This is a genomic window from Cyclonatronum sp. (assembly GCF_022565315.1).
Taxonomy (GTDB): domain Bacteria; phylum Bacteroidota; class Rhodothermia; order Balneolales; family Cyclonatronaceae; genus Cyclonatronum.
Map to the genome: position 1 here is coordinate 16144 of NZ_JAIUMX010000036.1, position 15743 is coordinate 31886.

A 15743-nucleotide genomic window follows, 5' to 3' on the forward strand; every position below is an offset into this window, starting at 1 on the left:
TAACTATGTTATTGATTATTCTGTTTTAATCAATACTTGGACGTCTCATTAAAATACAAAAAGCCGTGCTCCTTACGAAACACGGCTTTCATATAAATAATCTAACAATTATTCAAATCCTAACACATCGCCTAACTGATAATATTCAATTATAGCATCATAGTCATTATGGTCAATACGTGAATTAACCTGAGATGGCGGAATCGCAACTGCCCTTACTGTTGCTCCAATCGTAAATGCAACTAATGTGACAGCATCATCACCAAGAACTATCACTTCGTATTGTCCTGTTTTAAAACCGTAAGTCATGGTTGTAGTTTCAATTGGCAACGGCAGTGGTGTCCATTCTGAACCTTCAACATCACGTAAAAAAACCAGGACGATACCGTTTTCATAAATTTCACTCGTCAACGCTGCCCAAGGAAAGGTCCAATAAACCAAGTCCTGATCTTCAATAATTAAATTATTTAAAGACAGCACGTTAGACTGTGTAATGATATTAACTGACCCCGCAGGACCTTGATCACCTTGAGGCCCAACAGGACCCTGATCACCTTCACACCCAAATGTTACAAAAACAATTAATGTGAAAATTACAGCAAGTATATTTTTTTTCATGCCTATAAATTGAATTATTAATAAGGTTTATTTTTTGGGAGTTCAATTTTCTCACCATCATTAAAATAAGAATATTTCAGTGTGGTATAGGCAAAAATATTTTTATATGTAACCTTATATAAAACAAAACAATAGCTAATAAAGCTATTATTTTGTTTGTGAAGCACAGCCGATTTGACGGTTTGAACTTTAGTATCATAAGGTGAAGCTGAGTTCTATAAATGTGTCGTCCTTGCTTTGCAAAGAATCAAATAAGGGTAAGCTGGTTCGGGCTATATCCGCTCGAAAGCAGGTTTTTCATCCAAGCATGCCAGGAATACTGATGGTTTGATACCACCAGTTACGGATTACTAACATGCACAAAAGTCAATTATGTTTAGGGTGATCCCCCAAATGCAATATTGGAAAAGTAAAGGGGCTATGTTCAGGTCTGCATAGTTCGGAACAGCCCTTTTTTTTGCAAAAAATCCCCATCCCGAGGCGGTCGAGCAGGTCCGTGAGGTCGCGTGCCCAGTCCCGGACACCCCTCCAGGCGCCGATCGGCCGGAATTTGGTCTGCCCGAAACCGTTGAGGTCCGGCGCCACGCAGAAATACCGCTGCGGGTCGAAGCACCGCATTAGCGGCGCCCACCACGCGCCCGTGCTCGTATTGCCGTGCACGAACAGCAGCGGCGTTTTGCCGGCAGCTTCGGCTGTGTTTATTCGGAAATGATGCGGACCTGAAAATCGGGTGAGCATGGGTACGATTTAATGCGGAGTTAAAATGTTCAGTAAACAAACGCCCGTAAAGGATAAGCCGGAGCCAAATTAAGAAGCCATTTCCGACTTCGATTTTTTTTTGGGGGAACTCCCTGCACATCACGGTCTTTCGGGGCAGTCCGGGACACCCCAAATCCACGGGTAATTCCGTGATTGTTAGCTACCGGAAAATTATCGATTCCGGCACGGACACAAAATCCGCCCTGACACGCGAATCACAGCCGTAACCCCGCATCCCGAACAAAAAAGCAAGGCGCATGCCGTAGGCTTGGGATTTATCGGGTTGGCAATGCTGACCGTGATGCCCACGGAATTCCACCCAAAAAATACGGAGGCGGGACTACCGATGCAGCCGGTAGCAGGCTGAGGTGTTTTAAACTGCCTGCAAAAAAAATCCCCCGCCGGATGATTGGCGGGGGATTTTTCAGCTTCGGTGCGCCGCTTATCTGCGGGTGAAGCCCAGCACGGCCGCGTTGAACCCGGCCGGTTTTTCGATCATGAGCATGTGGCCGGCGTTGTTGATTTCGACCAGCTTGCTGTCGGGGATTTGCTCGTGGGCCAGCTCAAAAACCGCGGCGGGGAAGCCGGGGTTGAGGAAGCGGTTCGGGATGAGGCCGTCGTAGCGGCCGTACACAATCAGGGTAGGGTGGCCGACCCGGTGCAGGCGGTGCGTGGTGGGCTCATCGAGCATGGCGCCGATGGATTGCACCACGGTGTAGGCGAATTCGTCCATTTCGGCGGCTTTGGCCATGCGCACGCGCTCTTCCACCATCCACTCCCAGGCGTTGTTCCAGCGGTAGAAGTTGATGGAGAGGTTTTCCCGGATTTGCGGCTCGGGCGTGCGCTTAACGCCCTGCATGGTGAACACGCTGCGCAGCCAGTCGCCGGAGCCCTGCGAGAAGCTTTCGACCCCGGCCGGGGCCGCGAGCACCAGCGCGCTGATGGCCTCGGGATGATTGATGGAGAGCGTGATGCCGATTTGCCCGCCCATGGAGTGACCCACGTACACCACGTTTTCGAGACCCAGCTCACTGATAAAATCAGCCAGGGTTTCGGCCCAGAAGGCCATGCCGTAGGGGAAATCGCCTTTCTGCGATTTGCCGTAGCCGGGCAGGTCAACGGCAATCACGCGGTGATGCCGGCTGAGCTCGGCGATGTTGTAGCGCCAGAAGCCGGCGTTGCTCGCCAGCCCGTGCACCAGCAGCAGGGTTTGGCCGCCGCTGCCTTCGTCGATATAGGCGATGCGGGGCTCGCCCTGCGAAAACTGAACCTCAAAACCGTAGTCGATGTCCTGAAATTCAAGCGCGGGTTTATCGGCGTAGCGTACGCCGGCACAGGAAGCCAGGGTGAGCAGCGCGGCCGCGATCATTACATAAAACCATTTCATAGTTCGCACAATTTTAAGGGTTAGAACATCAGCCAGGTGAGGGAAAGGAAAACCACCCAGGGATTGTCGGGGGTGAAGTCGGAGCGGCTTGTGGAGCGCGGAGCGTCGTAGAAGTCGCCGGTGAACACATAAGCCGCGCTGAGGCCGGCGGTGAGGAACACCCGCAGGTTGTACTTAAGCTCGCCATTGATTTCGGTGCCGATGTGGTTTCCGCCGCCGGGCAGGGTTTGGTTGCTGAAGGCAATGGCCGTGCCAGCTTTGGCGCTGAAGCGGTTCGGGATGAGGTCGCGCATTACGTTGAAGGAACCGCCTGCTACGCCCAGCCCCATGTTGGAGATGTCGTGCACCATGCTGTAGTAGCGGTTCACGACCTGCGGATCCGGGAAGAGCAGGAAGGCCCGGTGCGAGCTGTAAATGCCGACCGGCGAGCCCCAGATGTTGCCGGTTACCACGCCGTTGAATTTGCCGTCGGCGGCGCCGTCTTCGTCGCCGGTGGTGTACAGGGCTTCGATCCACACGCGGTCGTTGTTGGTCATGCCGTAGCGGTAGTGGGCCGAGGCGTTGAAACTTGCGCCGAGCACGTCTACGTCATCAAAACCGGCTGCGACCGGAGAAATGCGGCCGAGGTTGGCGATGGCGTAGGCGTCGAGGGCGAGCGGACCGTGCACGAAGTTGCGGTTCCAGCTTGCGTTGGTGCCGAGCCAGAGGATATCTGCGGTGTAGTTTTGGCTCGGTGCCCCCTGAAAGTTGAGGCGGGGCGCGCCGTTGTATTCGGCCAGCGCGCTTGTGAAGCCCTGACCGAGCACGGAAATGCCGCCTCCGCCGCGGGCCGTATCGCGCAGATACCAGGCGTTGAAGCCCAGCTCGAGCTTGGGGTGCGGCCGCGTCATTACATCACCCATCACCACAAAAACATCGTCGTCGCGGGAAATCTGATTTTCCCACAGCTGAAAGAAACCCAGCCGCGCATGAACGGCCTGATGCGGGCGGGCGTACCAGCTCACCCCAACTGCCTGCGTGCCCCAAAACGAGAGCTTGTAGCCGGTTCGCTGAAACAGGTCGAGCGGGTTGATGTTCGGATCGTACGGGCTGTCGAAAATCCGCTGCAGGCCCACGACCAGATTCCACCAGCTGTCCGGCGGACGAATATCGACGTTGGCCATGAGGGTTTGCAGGTTGATCTGCCCGCCGCTGATGGCGCCGCCGCGGTTGTTGCCGATGCCGTAGGCCTGATCGCCCCAGGTGTAGTCAATTTTGAAGAGGCCGCGGAAGGTCGCGTAGCCATCAATGATGGAGGGCCGGTACACGAAAAGCGGCACAAAGCGCTGCTCGGTGTAAAAGGCCGCGCGGTCAACCGTTTCGGTGGAGTTGCGCCCGAAAAGCCGGCCAATGACCTGCCCCTGCAGGACCTCATTAACCGGGGTAATATTGGTGGTTGTGGTACGGGTGAAGGAGTAGCCGATAAACTGAAACTCGCCCGGGAGCGGATCGGTGAGGCGGATGCGGTCGGCTTCGGAGCGCTCGCTCAGGCGGAGGTCTTCGGGCTGAACCAGCTGCGCGAGGACTTCCGGAATGAAGGCGGCCCAAAGCAGGACGGCCATCACACTGCATCCTAAAACAGAAAGTAATTTTTTTTTCATGGGGGATGGGCTCAGAGGTTGAAATGCAGCAGGTGCTGCGGTCGGTAAAGCATCCATACAAGGCACACATTTAACAGAGGAACAAGAAACGGGCGGCTGAATCGCCGCCCGTCTTTTTATTGCGGTATAACAGTCGTTTTAGGGCCCGCTTAGTTAGTAGGCACCACTTCTACGCGGCTGTAGCGCTGAATCCAGAAAGCGCCGGTCGGGTTGCCGCCGATGAGCGTGCTGCCGAAACCGCCTTCTACCGTCGGGGGCTCAACACCGGTGAGGCCCTGCTGAATCACTTCATACTCCATGCGGCTGCCGTTAACTCGGAAAATGCCGGAAGAAACGACTGCAAAAGGAGTGGCCTGCTCCAGCAAAATGGAGCGGATACCCTCGGCATTTGGCGCACCGGCTACCCAGGTACCGGTGAAGGAAATGGTTGATCCGTTTGCGTCAACCGATTCCACATTGTAGGTGTTGTCCGCATTGAAGGTTGCCACGATTTCCACGTTGAGGAAAGGAGGTCCGGCCAGACCCGGGGCGATGTCCTCACCCTGAGAAATCCAGGTGCCTGCGATGGCATCAACGGCAAAAGCGGCGAGGTTTACGGTACGTACCAGATTTTGACTCACGGAAGAAACGGTAACACTTCCGCTGTAATCGCCGGGGGCATCGGTTGTGAAGGTGATGGTTACCGTGCGGCTTGCACCAACGCCGAGGGCGAACTGCATGTCGGCTTCGGCAACGGCAAAGCCGGCGCCGGTAACGGCTACGTTCACATCATCGAGGGCCACATCGCCGTCGTTGCGCACATCAAAAGTGAGGGTTCTGTTTTCACCGGTACGCACGTCACCGAAATCGAGATTGGTTTCAGAAACGGATAGCTCAGGGCTGTCACTGCTTGAGCTGCACGCATAGCCGGCAAACACAAGCGCGGCTATCATTACGGAATAGAGTATTTTTTTCATGAGATTGGTTTTTTTGAAGGGTTTGAAAACCGGACGTTGCGTACCGGTCATCGTTTTGGTTGGTGTTGGTTAACAGTTGGAAAATCAGGGCTCTTTGGAGGGCAGCAGCACGGATTCGCCTTCGGCTACGGCCTCTCCTTTTTGGTTGCGGCATCCCGTGCGGAATTTCACGCGGTTGCGCTCGGGCAGCACTTCGGCCACCTCAGCAAACGCTGTGATGGTGTCGCCGATATAAACCGGCCGCAGAAACTTCAGGCTTTGCGAGGCATACAGCGCGCCGGGGCCGGGCAGCTTCATGCCAACGACCGTAGAAATCAGCCCGGCAAGCAGCGCCCCGTGACTGATGCGCGCCCCAAAGCGGGTTTGTGCCGCGTATTCGGCATCGACGTGCAGCGGATTAAAATCACCGGTGATGCCCGCAAAGGCGTACACATCATGCTCGGAAATGGTCTTGCTGAATTCGGCCCGGTCGCCGGTTTTGAGATCGCTGATGGTGAGACGCTTCATGGCTCAGGCCTCCTTTAATTTTCGTTTGAGGATTTTGCCGCTGTCGCTTTTCGGAAGCTCGTCCACAAAAGCATAATGACCCGGCACCTTGTATTTGGCGAGGCGCTCGCGTCCCCAGGCGGCAAGCTCAGCCGGAGCAGCTTCTGCGCCGGACTTCAGCACGATGAAGGCCTTGCCGGTTTCGCCCCATTTGGGATCGGGCACGCCCACAACGGCGACCTCGCGAATCGCGGAATGCGTGCGGAACACGTGCTCGACCTCGGCCGGGTACACATTCTCCGCCCCGCTGATGAACATCTCTTTCTTGCGGTCGATCACATAAAAATAGCCTTCGCTGTCGCGGCGCACGATGTCGCCGGTGTGCAGCCAGCCGTTCACGATGGTTTTGGCAGTTTCCTCCGGCTTGTTCCAGTAGCCCTGCATGCACACGGGCCCGCGCAGCACAAGCTCGCCCGGCTCGTCGTTTTCGGCGAAGCTGCCGTCTTCGCGCATCACCTGCGCATCAATATAAAAGTTGGGGAAACCGATGGAGCCGATTTTGCGGATGGCGTCGGTTTCGTTGAGCGAAAATACGTTGGGGCCAAACTCCGTGAGGCCGTAGCCCTGCCGGATGGGCACCCCTTTTTCGTGCCAGGCTTCAATCAGCGGCACCGGCATGGGCTCGCCGCCAACGATGGCGTAGCGCAGCTTTTCGAGCTTCGCGGCGGGCCAGCCCGGCGACTGATGCAGCATATCCATCATGGTCGGCACGCCGAAGAGGATGCTCACCCCTTCGGAGTCGCACAGTTCGAGGATGCGGTCTGCGTCGAATTTGCGCAGCAGAATCAGCTTTGCGCCCCGGTGTATGAAGGGTGTGGTGAGCACATTCCAGCCGCCGGTGTGGAAAAAGGGCGCGAAGGTGAGCGTAACGTCGCTCTGCACGAGGTTGAGGCGCAGCCCTGTGTTGACCGAATTCCAGAAGAGCATGCCGTTGGTCACTACCGCGCCTTTGGGGCGGCCGGTGGTGCCGGAGGTGTACAGAATCATGCAGGCATCCTCAAAAGTGGCCGCGTGATTTTTCTGAAGGGTGAGGGATGCCCCCCCTGCTTTTCCGCTCATGCGGGCAAGAAAGCCGTCACTACCCTGTAAAAGCGCTTTTTCTCCGGTGAAGGAGGTTTTCGAAATCGTCTCATCAAATTCCTGCTCGAAAAGCAGCAGTTTGGGGCTGCTGTCGCTGAGCTGATAGTCAAGCTCGGGCGCGGCCAGCCGGTAGTTGAGCGGCACGAGAATGGCGCCCAGCTTCTGCACGGCAAAAAACAGCACGACGTACTCCATGTGGTTGAGCGCCAGCACCGCAACCCGGTCGCCGGCGGCTATGCCGAATTCCTGCTCAAGCACGCCCGCGGTACGCAGCAGCATCTCGTTGGCCTGCGCGTAGGTGATGGCGGATCCGCTCGCATCATCCTGCAGCATCACCGCGTCAGGCGAGTACTGCGCCCATTTTGAAATCCAGTCGGTATGCATGGTCTGAGGCTTCATGTTTCACAATCCGTTTATTCAAATATAAAGATTAAAATAGTGTCCGTGCAGCGGATTCGGGCGTTGAGCGCATCCATCGAATCCAAAAAAATCAGCGCGGTTTCTTTTGCTGCAGCAGATAGACCGCCGCCCCGGCCAGCACCGAGCACACAATGGCAACAGCTGCCGCAACGCCCGGGTTTTCGCCGGTCGCCCGGGTGAAGGGGATGGCAATCTGCCCGTAGTAAATCGTGAAGTGCACCACAACGGCAGTGACCGAGGCCGTAACCGGCGCGGCAAGCGGCACGTTTTTGAGGAACATCCCCATCAGGATGGGCACAAAGGCCGCCGAGAAATACGCGTACACGCCGTTTTGCGCGAAGATGCCGACGCTCAGCTTCGGGTTCACCAGCTGATCCCAGCTCACGAAGACGGTCACAACGGCGAGCACCACAATCACCATTTTATTGATGAGCACCGCACGGCCGGTATTCCCGCTGAGCCCGAGCTGCCGCCCGAACAGCGGGTCGATGATGTCCTTCGTGATGGTGGTCGAGAGCGACTGAATGAGGCCTTCGAGCGTGGAGAGGCCCGCCGAGATGAGGCCCATCACCACAAGCAGACCCACAAACACGGGGAATTCGCTCACCACGTAGGCCGACACCAGGCCGTCCATCGGGATAGGCGTGCCGCCGGCGCTCAGGTCCGGAAAGGTGAGGCGGATGTACAGGCCGGTAAACACCACGAAGAAAAACAGCAGCTGCGCGGTGATGCCAACGGCCAGGTACTTGTTCACGTCGGCGTCGCTTTTGAGCAGCAGCGATTTGGTGAGGATGTGCGGCTGACAAATTATCGCGATGCCCACGATAAACTGCGCGATGAAAATCTCGAAATAGTCGCGGAACAGGAAGCTGCTTTCGTTGGTCGTTGACACCAGCAGCGGATCTATGGCTGCGAGCTTGTCCAGGAAGCCGTTCACGCCTTCGCTGAAATGCTGATAGCCGGAACCCAGCAGCACGAAGGCCACGATGAGCATCAGGATGGCCTGAATGGTGTTGGTGTACACCATGGAGTTGGCCCCGCCAAACATCATGTAGCCGAAAACGAAAATCACGATGCCGATGAGGGTGTACAGCTCGGGGATGTTGAGCGAAGCCGAGAGCACCTTGGTGAGCCCCACGCAGATGAGCACCACGAAGGTGATGAGCAGCAGCGAGAGGAATCCGAAAAAGATGCCGTAGCCGCGGCTTTTGTACATGGTTTGCATCCACTGCGCCATGGTGAGGGCCTTCACCGTTGTGCCGTGCCGGCGGAAGCCTTTGGTGAGTACCACCAGCGAAATGAGGGCCGCAAACGGCAGCGCAATCGCCATGGAAAGCACGCCCGAAATGCCGAACAGCGCCACAAACCCGGGGTTAATGATGAAGGTCGCCGCGCTTGTGATCGATGCCGCGAGCGAGAGCCCCACCGCGTAGGGCGAGAACAGCACGCTGCCGAGGGCGTAATCGTCCATGTTGGTGATTTTCTTTGCCCCGCGAATCACGAAAAAGAGGATTACGGCGGCGTAGAGGCCGACCAGAATCCAGGCTGCGGTTACGAGTTGCTGCGATGCTAATTCCATGGGTTGCTTCCTCGGTTAGTAGCGGAATGCGTTACAGGCGAAGGTGAGGCCGCCGCCGGAGCCCATCATTACAAAGATGTCTCCTTTCTGCAGACCGCCCCCGCGGATGCTGTGATCCATGGCCATGCCGATGGCCGCTGAGCCGGTGTAGCCGTAGGTGCTCATGATGGCCGGCGCCGTTTCGCGCGGCAGACCCAAATTATCCATGGTTTCCCAAATCAGATTGATGTTGATTTGGGTCATGAAGGCCTGCTTGATGTCGCTCACGGCAAATCCCCCGCGTTCGGCTACGGTGCGGATCATGTCGGTCCACATAATCGGGTTCAGCTCTTTGGGGAATTTTTTGGCGAAGATGAGCTTGTGCTCCTGTGCCGCCACGCCTTCGGGCGTTACCGGGTGGGCGGAGCCGCCCTGATAAATGCCCATATAATCGTAGTATTCGCCCCGCGTGCGCATGTCGCCGGCGAGGTGACCCCCGCTTTCGGTGCCTTCGCAGCTTTCGAGCACGGCAGCGGCCGCGCCGTCGGCGAAGAGGGTCACCGTTTTCTTGTCGTCGAGGTTCAGGTAGCGGCTCATGCCGTAGGCGCCGATCACTACCGCGTAGCGGTAGCGAGGGTCGCCCTTGATGAAGTTCACAGCCGTTTCGGTTGCCGTCACGAATCCCGCGCAGGCGGTGTTCAGGTCGAAGCTCGCGGCGTTTTTCAGCCCGGCCTTGTGGCACACCACCGAGGCCGTTGAAGGCGAAATGAACTCTGGGGTATCGGTCGAGATAATCAGCAGGTCCACCTGCTCCGGCCGCAGCCCCGCCATGTCGAGCGCGCGTTCGGTCGCCGTAATGCACAGCTCGCTGAGGGTTTCGCCCTCACGCATCCAGCGGCGCTCGCGAATCGTGAGGTTTTCCCGCAGCCAGGTATCCACGTCTTCTCCCAGCCGCTCATTGAACCAGCTGTTCGGCACTACCTGATCAGGCACGGCCATGCCGCTTGCGATAATGCGCGCATTTCTCACGAGATAATGCCTCCGTCAACACTAATGACCGTTCCCGTGATGTAGGCCGCATGATCCGACGCCAGGAAGGCGTAGGTCTGCGCGATGTCTTCGGGCTTGCCCATGCGCCCGAGCGGCACCTTGGCAACCATGGTCTCGATCACTTTCTCCGGCATTTTCTGCACCATTTCGGTCGCGATAAAGCCCGGCGCCACGGCATTCACACGGATGCCCTTGCGGCCCAGCTCGCGCGACCAGGTTTTGGTCATGCCGATTACGCCGGCCTTGGTTGCCACATAGTTGGTTTGCCCGAAATTGCCGTAGAGGCCAACCACCGAGCTCGCATTCAGAATCACGCCCGAGCCGTTCTCAATCATGTAAGGCGCGGCAAGCTGCGTGCAGTTAAATACGCCGGTCAGGTTCACATCAATCACCTTCTGCCAGGTCTCGGGGTCCATCTTCACCAGGGTTTTATCCATGGTGATGCCCGCGTTGTTGATCAGCACGTCGAGCTTCCCGTCGGCTGCGATAATGGCTTCGATGCCGGCCTTCACATCCTTATAATCAGCCACGTTCACCTTGCGGAAAGCCGCCTTTTGTCCGGCTTTGGTGAGCGCCTCAACCAGCGCCGCGCCGGCTTCTTCATTCAGGTCCCAAATGTGCACGCTTGCGCCTTCAGCGGCAAAAAGTTCGGTCGTTGCTTTTCCGATGCCGGCTGCACCGCCGGTAATGAGGACTGCCTTGTTTTCGAATCGGTTCATGAGAGATACAGGGTTAAGTTTATTCTAATCGTTTGAAAATTTTCAAATTACATAAGCAAAAAAACGGAAACCGCTCACCGTAAGGACTTACAGACTGCCGTTTTCAATCAGTTCCGGTTTCACGGTTTCTTTCCAGTGCTGCAAAAACGCCTTGTTGTGGTGCGCCATCAGCTCGTAAAAATGCTTCATCTCAGCCATGCGGCTTGCCAGGTGTTCGGTCTGCTCATCCTGCTCGGGCAGGTTTTCCGAAAATTCCTGAAACTTCTCGCCCAGCTGCTTGTTGCGCCGCATTGATGCGGCATAGTTCGCAAATGCCTGACCAAAAATATCGGGCACAGCCTGATAGTAGTCCTTGCGCTCGCCCTTCACCCAAACTTTCTCGATAAGCTGATGGTCCTTGAGCTTGCGCGCAATCTGCGAAACCGGACCCTTGCTCATCTGCAGGCGGTCAGAGATTTCATCCAGCGAAAGCGGCCCCGGCGTTGCGATCAGCAGCGCCACAATTTTGCCCATCAGCGAGCTGTAGCCCAGGTTCTGATAGGCCTCGGCGTAGGCATTCACCAGCTGATCTATAAGTTGTTCTTTGTTCATCATTTGATAAATTTGATTTTTTTCAAATAACGTTTTTTATTCTTCAAACGCAAGCAGATTCTTTTCAGAAAAGCGTTTTTTTCGTGAATCAGAGCATTCCCCGCAACCCCTGCCACATCCCCACCAAAGACGCATATCCTCACCACACCGCCCCCTGAATCCCGCCGCGCCGCCATTTCCGCCTTCCTTTTTTTCGGGGAAAACTCCGTGCACATCACGGTCTTTCGCGGCAGATTGACACCCCCCAAACCTACGGAAAGCCCCTTGCTTTTAAATTCCGGTGCCTGCACGATGCCATCACTCTTTAAAATTGATCACGCAAATCCGGTTTTATCAAAAAAATACCGCGCCCCGGCTTTCCCGGCCTGCATCTGTATCACTCAAAGCAATTACGCAACCTCACTCCTTCCTTAAATACCGCTTCAGCTGTTGACCCTCGCTTCCTTCGCGCGGTCTCCTTCCCCAAAACGATCCCCAATTCCGCGCGATTTACCTATCTTGGAGGCATGAATTTTTCTCCCCGCCCGTTCCCATTCCCGCTCCCGCTACTGCTCTTGCTGCTGCTTTGCCTTGCCGCCTGCTCCCGAAGCGCCCCCAATCTTGAACCGCGGCAAGCGCCCGAAGCACAGCTTGCTGAGCGGCACATGGTCTCGGTTGCGTGTCCGCATGCCGCGCAGGCCGGGCTCGAAATCCTCCGCGCAGGCGGCACCGCCATCGATGCGGCTATTGCCATTCAGGCGATGCTCACCTTTTCGGAGCCCACGGAAAGCGGCATAGGCGGCGGCGCCTTCCTGCTGTTCCAAAGCGGCGAAACCGGCGAAATGCTCGTCTTCAACGGCCGCGAAACGGCCCCGCAGGCTGCCCGGCCTGACCGCTTCCTGCTTTTGGGTCAGCCGCTGCCCCTGCCTCTTGCCATTCCCACCGGCGCGGCCTTCGGCGTGCCCGGCACCCTCGCCCTGCTTCACGAAGCGCATCAGCAGTACGGGCAGCTGCCCTGGGCGGATCTCTTTCAGCCCGCGATTGACGCCTCCCGCATGGGCATCCCCTATCCGCCGGCGCTGTTGCAGCGGGTGCAGGCCGACTACTCCATTCAGTTTTTCGGTGATCTTCGCCGGCATTTCGTGTATCAGGGCCGCGGCGATGCACCGCAATTCCGCAACGAAGCCCTCGCCGAAACCCTCAGCCACATTGCCGATGAAGGCCCCGATGTCTTTTATCGGGGCGACCTCACCGGCGCGATGATCAGCACCGCCCGTGCACGCCGTCCGCTTCGCAGCGACATCACAGCCGCCGATTTCGACGCCTATCAGGTGCAGATTCAGCAGCCGGTGTGCGGCAGCTACCGCGGCTACCGGCTTTGCGGTCCGCCGCCACCCTCAAGCGGCGGCATTGCCGTGCTGCAAATACTCGGCATGCTCGAACACTTCGACCTCGCAGCCCTTAGCCCCGACGACCCGGCCGCGCTGCACCTCATCGCCGAAGCCAGCCGCCTCGCCTTTGCCGACCGCTTCCTGTATCTCGGCGACCCGGACTTCACCGACATTCCGGTGGAGGCCCTTCTCGACCCGGCTTATCTCCGCGAGCGGGCCGCCCTCATCGATCCCGCGCGCGCCATGTCCGAAGCCTTTGCCGGCGATCCGCTCCGGCTCATTCCCGAACAGGAAGACCTCCCCATCCCCGACGAGCCCGAATCGCAGGGCACAACCCATTTTTCCGTGATCGACGCCTACGGCAACCGGGTTTCCATGACGAGCTCTATCGAAGCCCCCTTCGGCAACCGCATGATGACCAACGGCTTCCTGCTCAACAATCAGCTCACCGACTTCACCTTCCGGCCGGTGTTCGGCGGCGAACCACACCCGAATGCCGTTGCCGCCGGCAAGCGTCCGCGCAGCTCGATGTCGCCGTTTATCGTTACCGATGAAGCAGGCGAACTCCGGCTGATCGTCGGTTCCCGGGGCGGCAGCCGCATCATTGGCTACGTGGTTCAGACCCTCATTGGCGTGCTCGACTGGGACCTCAGCATACAGCAGGCCGCGGCCCTGCCCAACATGGTGCACCGGGGCGAAAACCTCGAACTCGAAGCCGGTACGCCCTACGAAGCCCTTCGCCCGGCCCTCGAAGCCATGGGTCACCGCGTGCGCATCACCCCCATGCAAAGCGGCATACACGGCATCGAATGGCACCCCGAAACCGGCCGATACAGCGGCGGCGCCGATCCCAGACTCGACGGCATTGCAACCGGCGACTGAAGGCAGCGGGCCGCGCTGATGGCACGCGGATTTTTCGGATCGGGCAGGATTTGCGCGGATTTTTGGGATTGACCGCGGACGGCGGACCGCGGACGGCAGACCGCAGATGAGGGCAAACAGAAGATCCTAACCTGCCCGGATTTACCCGCAGTTTTATTTTGAAACAGCGCGGTCTCAAATGGCCCAACCCTACTCCCAACACTCCACCCCCCGTGTCATCCAGAACGCTTTTCATTTGGCAGGAGCGTATCAAAGCCTGTGAGGTCCGCCCCGGCATGAAAAAATCAAGGCCTCATGTGAGGGATCTCCTTCGCCGGGAAAGGCTTCAGGGTTTGGCGCACAGTCCGATGGCCATTACCGGGCGTTGAGAACGTACCGGGCAGTTTCAGCCTTTGGAGATCTCTCACATGATGCTTTGACGGGTTTACGGGTTATGCTGTTTGCCGTTGCTTCGGGAGGCTCAATGCTATACGCGGCTGTTCGAGATGACACTTTTGTTTTTTTTAAGGGCAGCTTTTGAGGCTTTGGCGGACTCATGGCATGCCACGCCGCATCTCAAAAGCTAACAGCTAAAAGCCAAAAGCTCACCCCGGGTCATCCCGAACGCTTCTCATTTGGGAAAGCGGCGACCGGAGCCACAGTGCCGTAGCCGCCCCGAAAGCCGGCAACAGAGAAATGTGAGGGATCTCCTTCGCCTGCTTACGCCCGGATGCCTGCCCGCAGTTGAAGCGCATGTTTTTCCCGTTATTTCAGGCTGAGCATTATGCTGCATGCTATGGACAAGCTTTTGCCAAAGAATAAACAGTCTTTTTTGATTCCTGACTCAAAGACATCATATCGCCTCTCATTTAATACAAACAAGAAGATTTTTTATTTGAAAAGTAATTTGAATTAAATAGCTTCATTTGAAGCATCACCCTCAAATCATGAATCCCATACTGTATTCAACCAAACGCGGTTCTGTGACTGACGGCAGCGAAGCTGCGGCAAACTACAGAACATCAGCAGGGCTTTTGACGGCATGACTTCCCATGCCGAGCACGTGGGTGTAGATCATAGTGGTCTTAACATCCTCATGACCTAATAACTCCTGAACCGTACGAATATCATAGCCGTTTTGCAGCAGGTGGGTTGCAAACGAATGCCGCAGAGTATGAAGCGTAGCCCGCTTTTGAATACCCGCTGCCTGAACAGCGGCTTTAAACGACCGCTGCAGGGTTTCCCTTGAAACATGATGCCGTGCAGGCAGGCCCGAGCGCGGGTCGGTACCAATAACCCGGGACGGAAACAGGTAGTGCCAGCTGAATGCTTTTGCAGCTCCGGGATATTTTTTGTGAAGAGCGTAGGGAAGGGATATGTGGCCCAGCCCTCTGCGAAGATCAGCCTGATGAATGCGGAAAACCTTTTGAATTTGTTCTTCGAGTCCGGGCCGAAGGGTTTCAGGTAGCAGGCTGAAGCGATCTTTCTTTCCCTTTCCGCTATGTACCATAAGCTGACCATTTTCAAAATCGACATCACAAACCCTTAATCTGATGAGTTCAGAAACCCGGAGGCCTGCGCCGTACATTAATTTCAGATGGAGCAGCAGTTTCTCATCAAGATGGTGAAAGAGCGCCGCTATTTCATTTTTTGAAAGTACTACAGGAAGGCGTTTTGGTTTTTTAGACCAGTTCAGGCCTTCAACTTGAAAATCCGGCTGATTCAGAAGTTTTTTGTATAAAAACAAGAGCGCACTCAGTGCCTGATTTTGGGTTGAAGGTGCGATGCTTCGCTTATTGACGAGATGGTTCAAATAATCCCGCACATGATCATGGCCAAGCGCTGAGGGATGCTTCTTATTGTGATACAGAATAAAATCCCGAACCCAGTACACGTAGGTTTTCTCGGTGCTCCAGGCATACCCGAGTGTTCTGATTTCATTTCTGAGCTGTGTAAGAAGTTTTGGTTTAGGCTGCATAGGGGGAAAATTCTGGTGTAAGTAAAGACATGCAGAAGCTGCTGAAGTCGTATAAGTAGTTCCTTATACGACTCCCGAAAAGCCAAAACCTTACAGGTCATTAAGTACCTTTTTTGGCACTTAATGACCACCCGGAAGTCGCTCAAGTTGATTTTTCTTTACTTATACGACTTCGGAGGGTATATTGGAGTTGTTCAATAAGGAGTTATA

Annotated in this window: 14 protein-coding genes; 1 reads left to right on the forward strand and 13 read right to left on the reverse strand. The window is 56.2% G+C overall.

What is annotated here, in order from left to right; genetic code table 11:
* Window positions 1-108: 108 nt before the first annotated feature.
* The 12 genes from LAT75_RS07780 to LAT75_RS07835 form a co-directional block, all read right to left on the reverse strand.
* Window positions 109-618 carry a hypothetical protein gene (locus LAT75_RS07780; protein ID WP_291482078.1) on the reverse strand — a complete coding sequence of 170 codons (510 nt, stop codon included), beginning with the start codon at window positions 616-618 and terminating at the stop codon, window positions 109-111.
* A gap of 366 nt (window positions 619-984) precedes the next feature.
* Window positions 985-1356, reverse strand: a complete 372-nt coding sequence (locus LAT75_RS07785; RefSeq protein WP_291482079.1) for an alpha/beta fold hydrolase — start codon at window positions 1354-1356, stop codon at window positions 985-987.
* Between the two features lie 463 nt (window positions 1357-1819).
* A complete protein-coding gene (locus tag LAT75_RS07790; RefSeq protein ID WP_291482080.1) occupies window positions 1820-2764 on the reverse strand; it encodes an alpha/beta hydrolase in 945 nt (314 codons plus the stop codon).
* 20 nt (window positions 2765-2784) lie between these two features.
* Window positions 2785-4404, reverse strand: coding sequence for a hypothetical protein (locus tag LAT75_RS07795; protein ID WP_291482081.1), 1620 nt, complete (start codon window positions 4402-4404; stop codon window positions 2785-2787).
* Window positions 4405-4553: 149 nt separating this feature from the next.
* Window positions 4554-5360 (reverse strand): choice-of-anchor D domain-containing protein, encoded by an 807-nt coding sequence (locus LAT75_RS07800; RefSeq protein WP_291482082.1) that lies wholly within the window; start codon window positions 5358-5360, stop codon window positions 4554-4556.
* Window positions 5361-5444: 84 nt separating this feature from the next.
* Entirely contained in the window at window positions 5445-5867 is a 423-nt protein-coding gene (locus tag LAT75_RS07805; protein ID WP_291482083.1) for a MaoC family dehydratase, read from the reverse strand.
* A gap of 3 nt (window positions 5868-5870) precedes the next feature.
* Window positions 5871-7385 carry a long-chain fatty acid--CoA ligase gene (locus tag LAT75_RS07810; RefSeq protein ID WP_291482084.1) on the reverse strand — a complete coding sequence of 505 codons (1515 nt, stop codon included), beginning with the start codon at window positions 7383-7385 and terminating at the stop codon, window positions 5871-5873.
* A gap of 91 nt (window positions 7386-7476) precedes the next feature.
* Entirely contained in the window at window positions 7477-8985 is a 1509-nt protein-coding gene (locus LAT75_RS07815) for a hypothetical protein (RefSeq protein ID WP_291482085.1), read from the reverse strand.
* A 15-nt stretch (window positions 8986-9000) separates the two neighbouring features.
* Window positions 9001-9993 carry a ketoacyl-ACP synthase III gene (locus tag LAT75_RS07820; RefSeq protein ID WP_291482086.1) on the reverse strand — a complete coding sequence of 331 codons (993 nt, stop codon included), beginning with the start codon at window positions 9991-9993 and terminating at the stop codon, window positions 9001-9003.
* Complete coding sequence (fabG, locus tag LAT75_RS07825) at window positions 9990-10733, reverse strand: 3-oxoacyl-[acyl-carrier-protein] reductase (protein WP_291482087.1); 744 nt, start codon at window positions 10731-10733, stop codon at window positions 9990-9992. Before fabG ends, LAT75_RS07820 begins: the two co-directional genes overlap by 4 nt.
* Before the next feature lie 87 nt (window positions 10734-10820).
* Window positions 10821-11327, reverse strand: coding sequence for a winged helix-turn-helix transcriptional regulator (locus tag LAT75_RS07830; RefSeq protein ID WP_291482088.1), 507 nt, complete (start codon window positions 11325-11327; stop codon window positions 10821-10823).
* The gene (locus tag LAT75_RS07835) at window positions 11324-11614 is read right to left on the reverse strand and encodes a hypothetical protein (RefSeq protein ID WP_291482089.1); all 291 of its coding nucleotides are present in this window, start codon (window positions 11612-11614) and stop codon (window positions 11324-11326) included. The genes LAT75_RS07830 and LAT75_RS07835 overlap by 4 nt, the downstream gene beginning before the upstream one ends.
* A gap of 216 nt (window positions 11615-11830) precedes the next feature.
* On the opposite strand from LAT75_RS07835, the gene ggt reads away from it, so the two are divergent.
* Window positions 11831-13576 carry a gamma-glutamyltransferase gene (ggt, locus tag LAT75_RS07840; RefSeq protein WP_291482090.1) on the forward strand — a complete coding sequence of 582 codons (1746 nt, stop codon included), beginning with the start codon at window positions 11831-11833 and terminating at the stop codon, window positions 13574-13576.
* Between the two features lie 991 nt (window positions 13577-14567).
* Here ggt and LAT75_RS07845 read toward each other — a convergent pair.
* Window positions 14568-15533 carry an integron integrase gene (locus LAT75_RS07845; RefSeq protein ID WP_291482091.1) on the reverse strand — a complete coding sequence of 322 codons (966 nt, stop codon included), beginning with the start codon at window positions 15531-15533 and terminating at the stop codon, window positions 14568-14570.
* Window positions 15534-15743 lie beyond the last annotated feature (210 nt).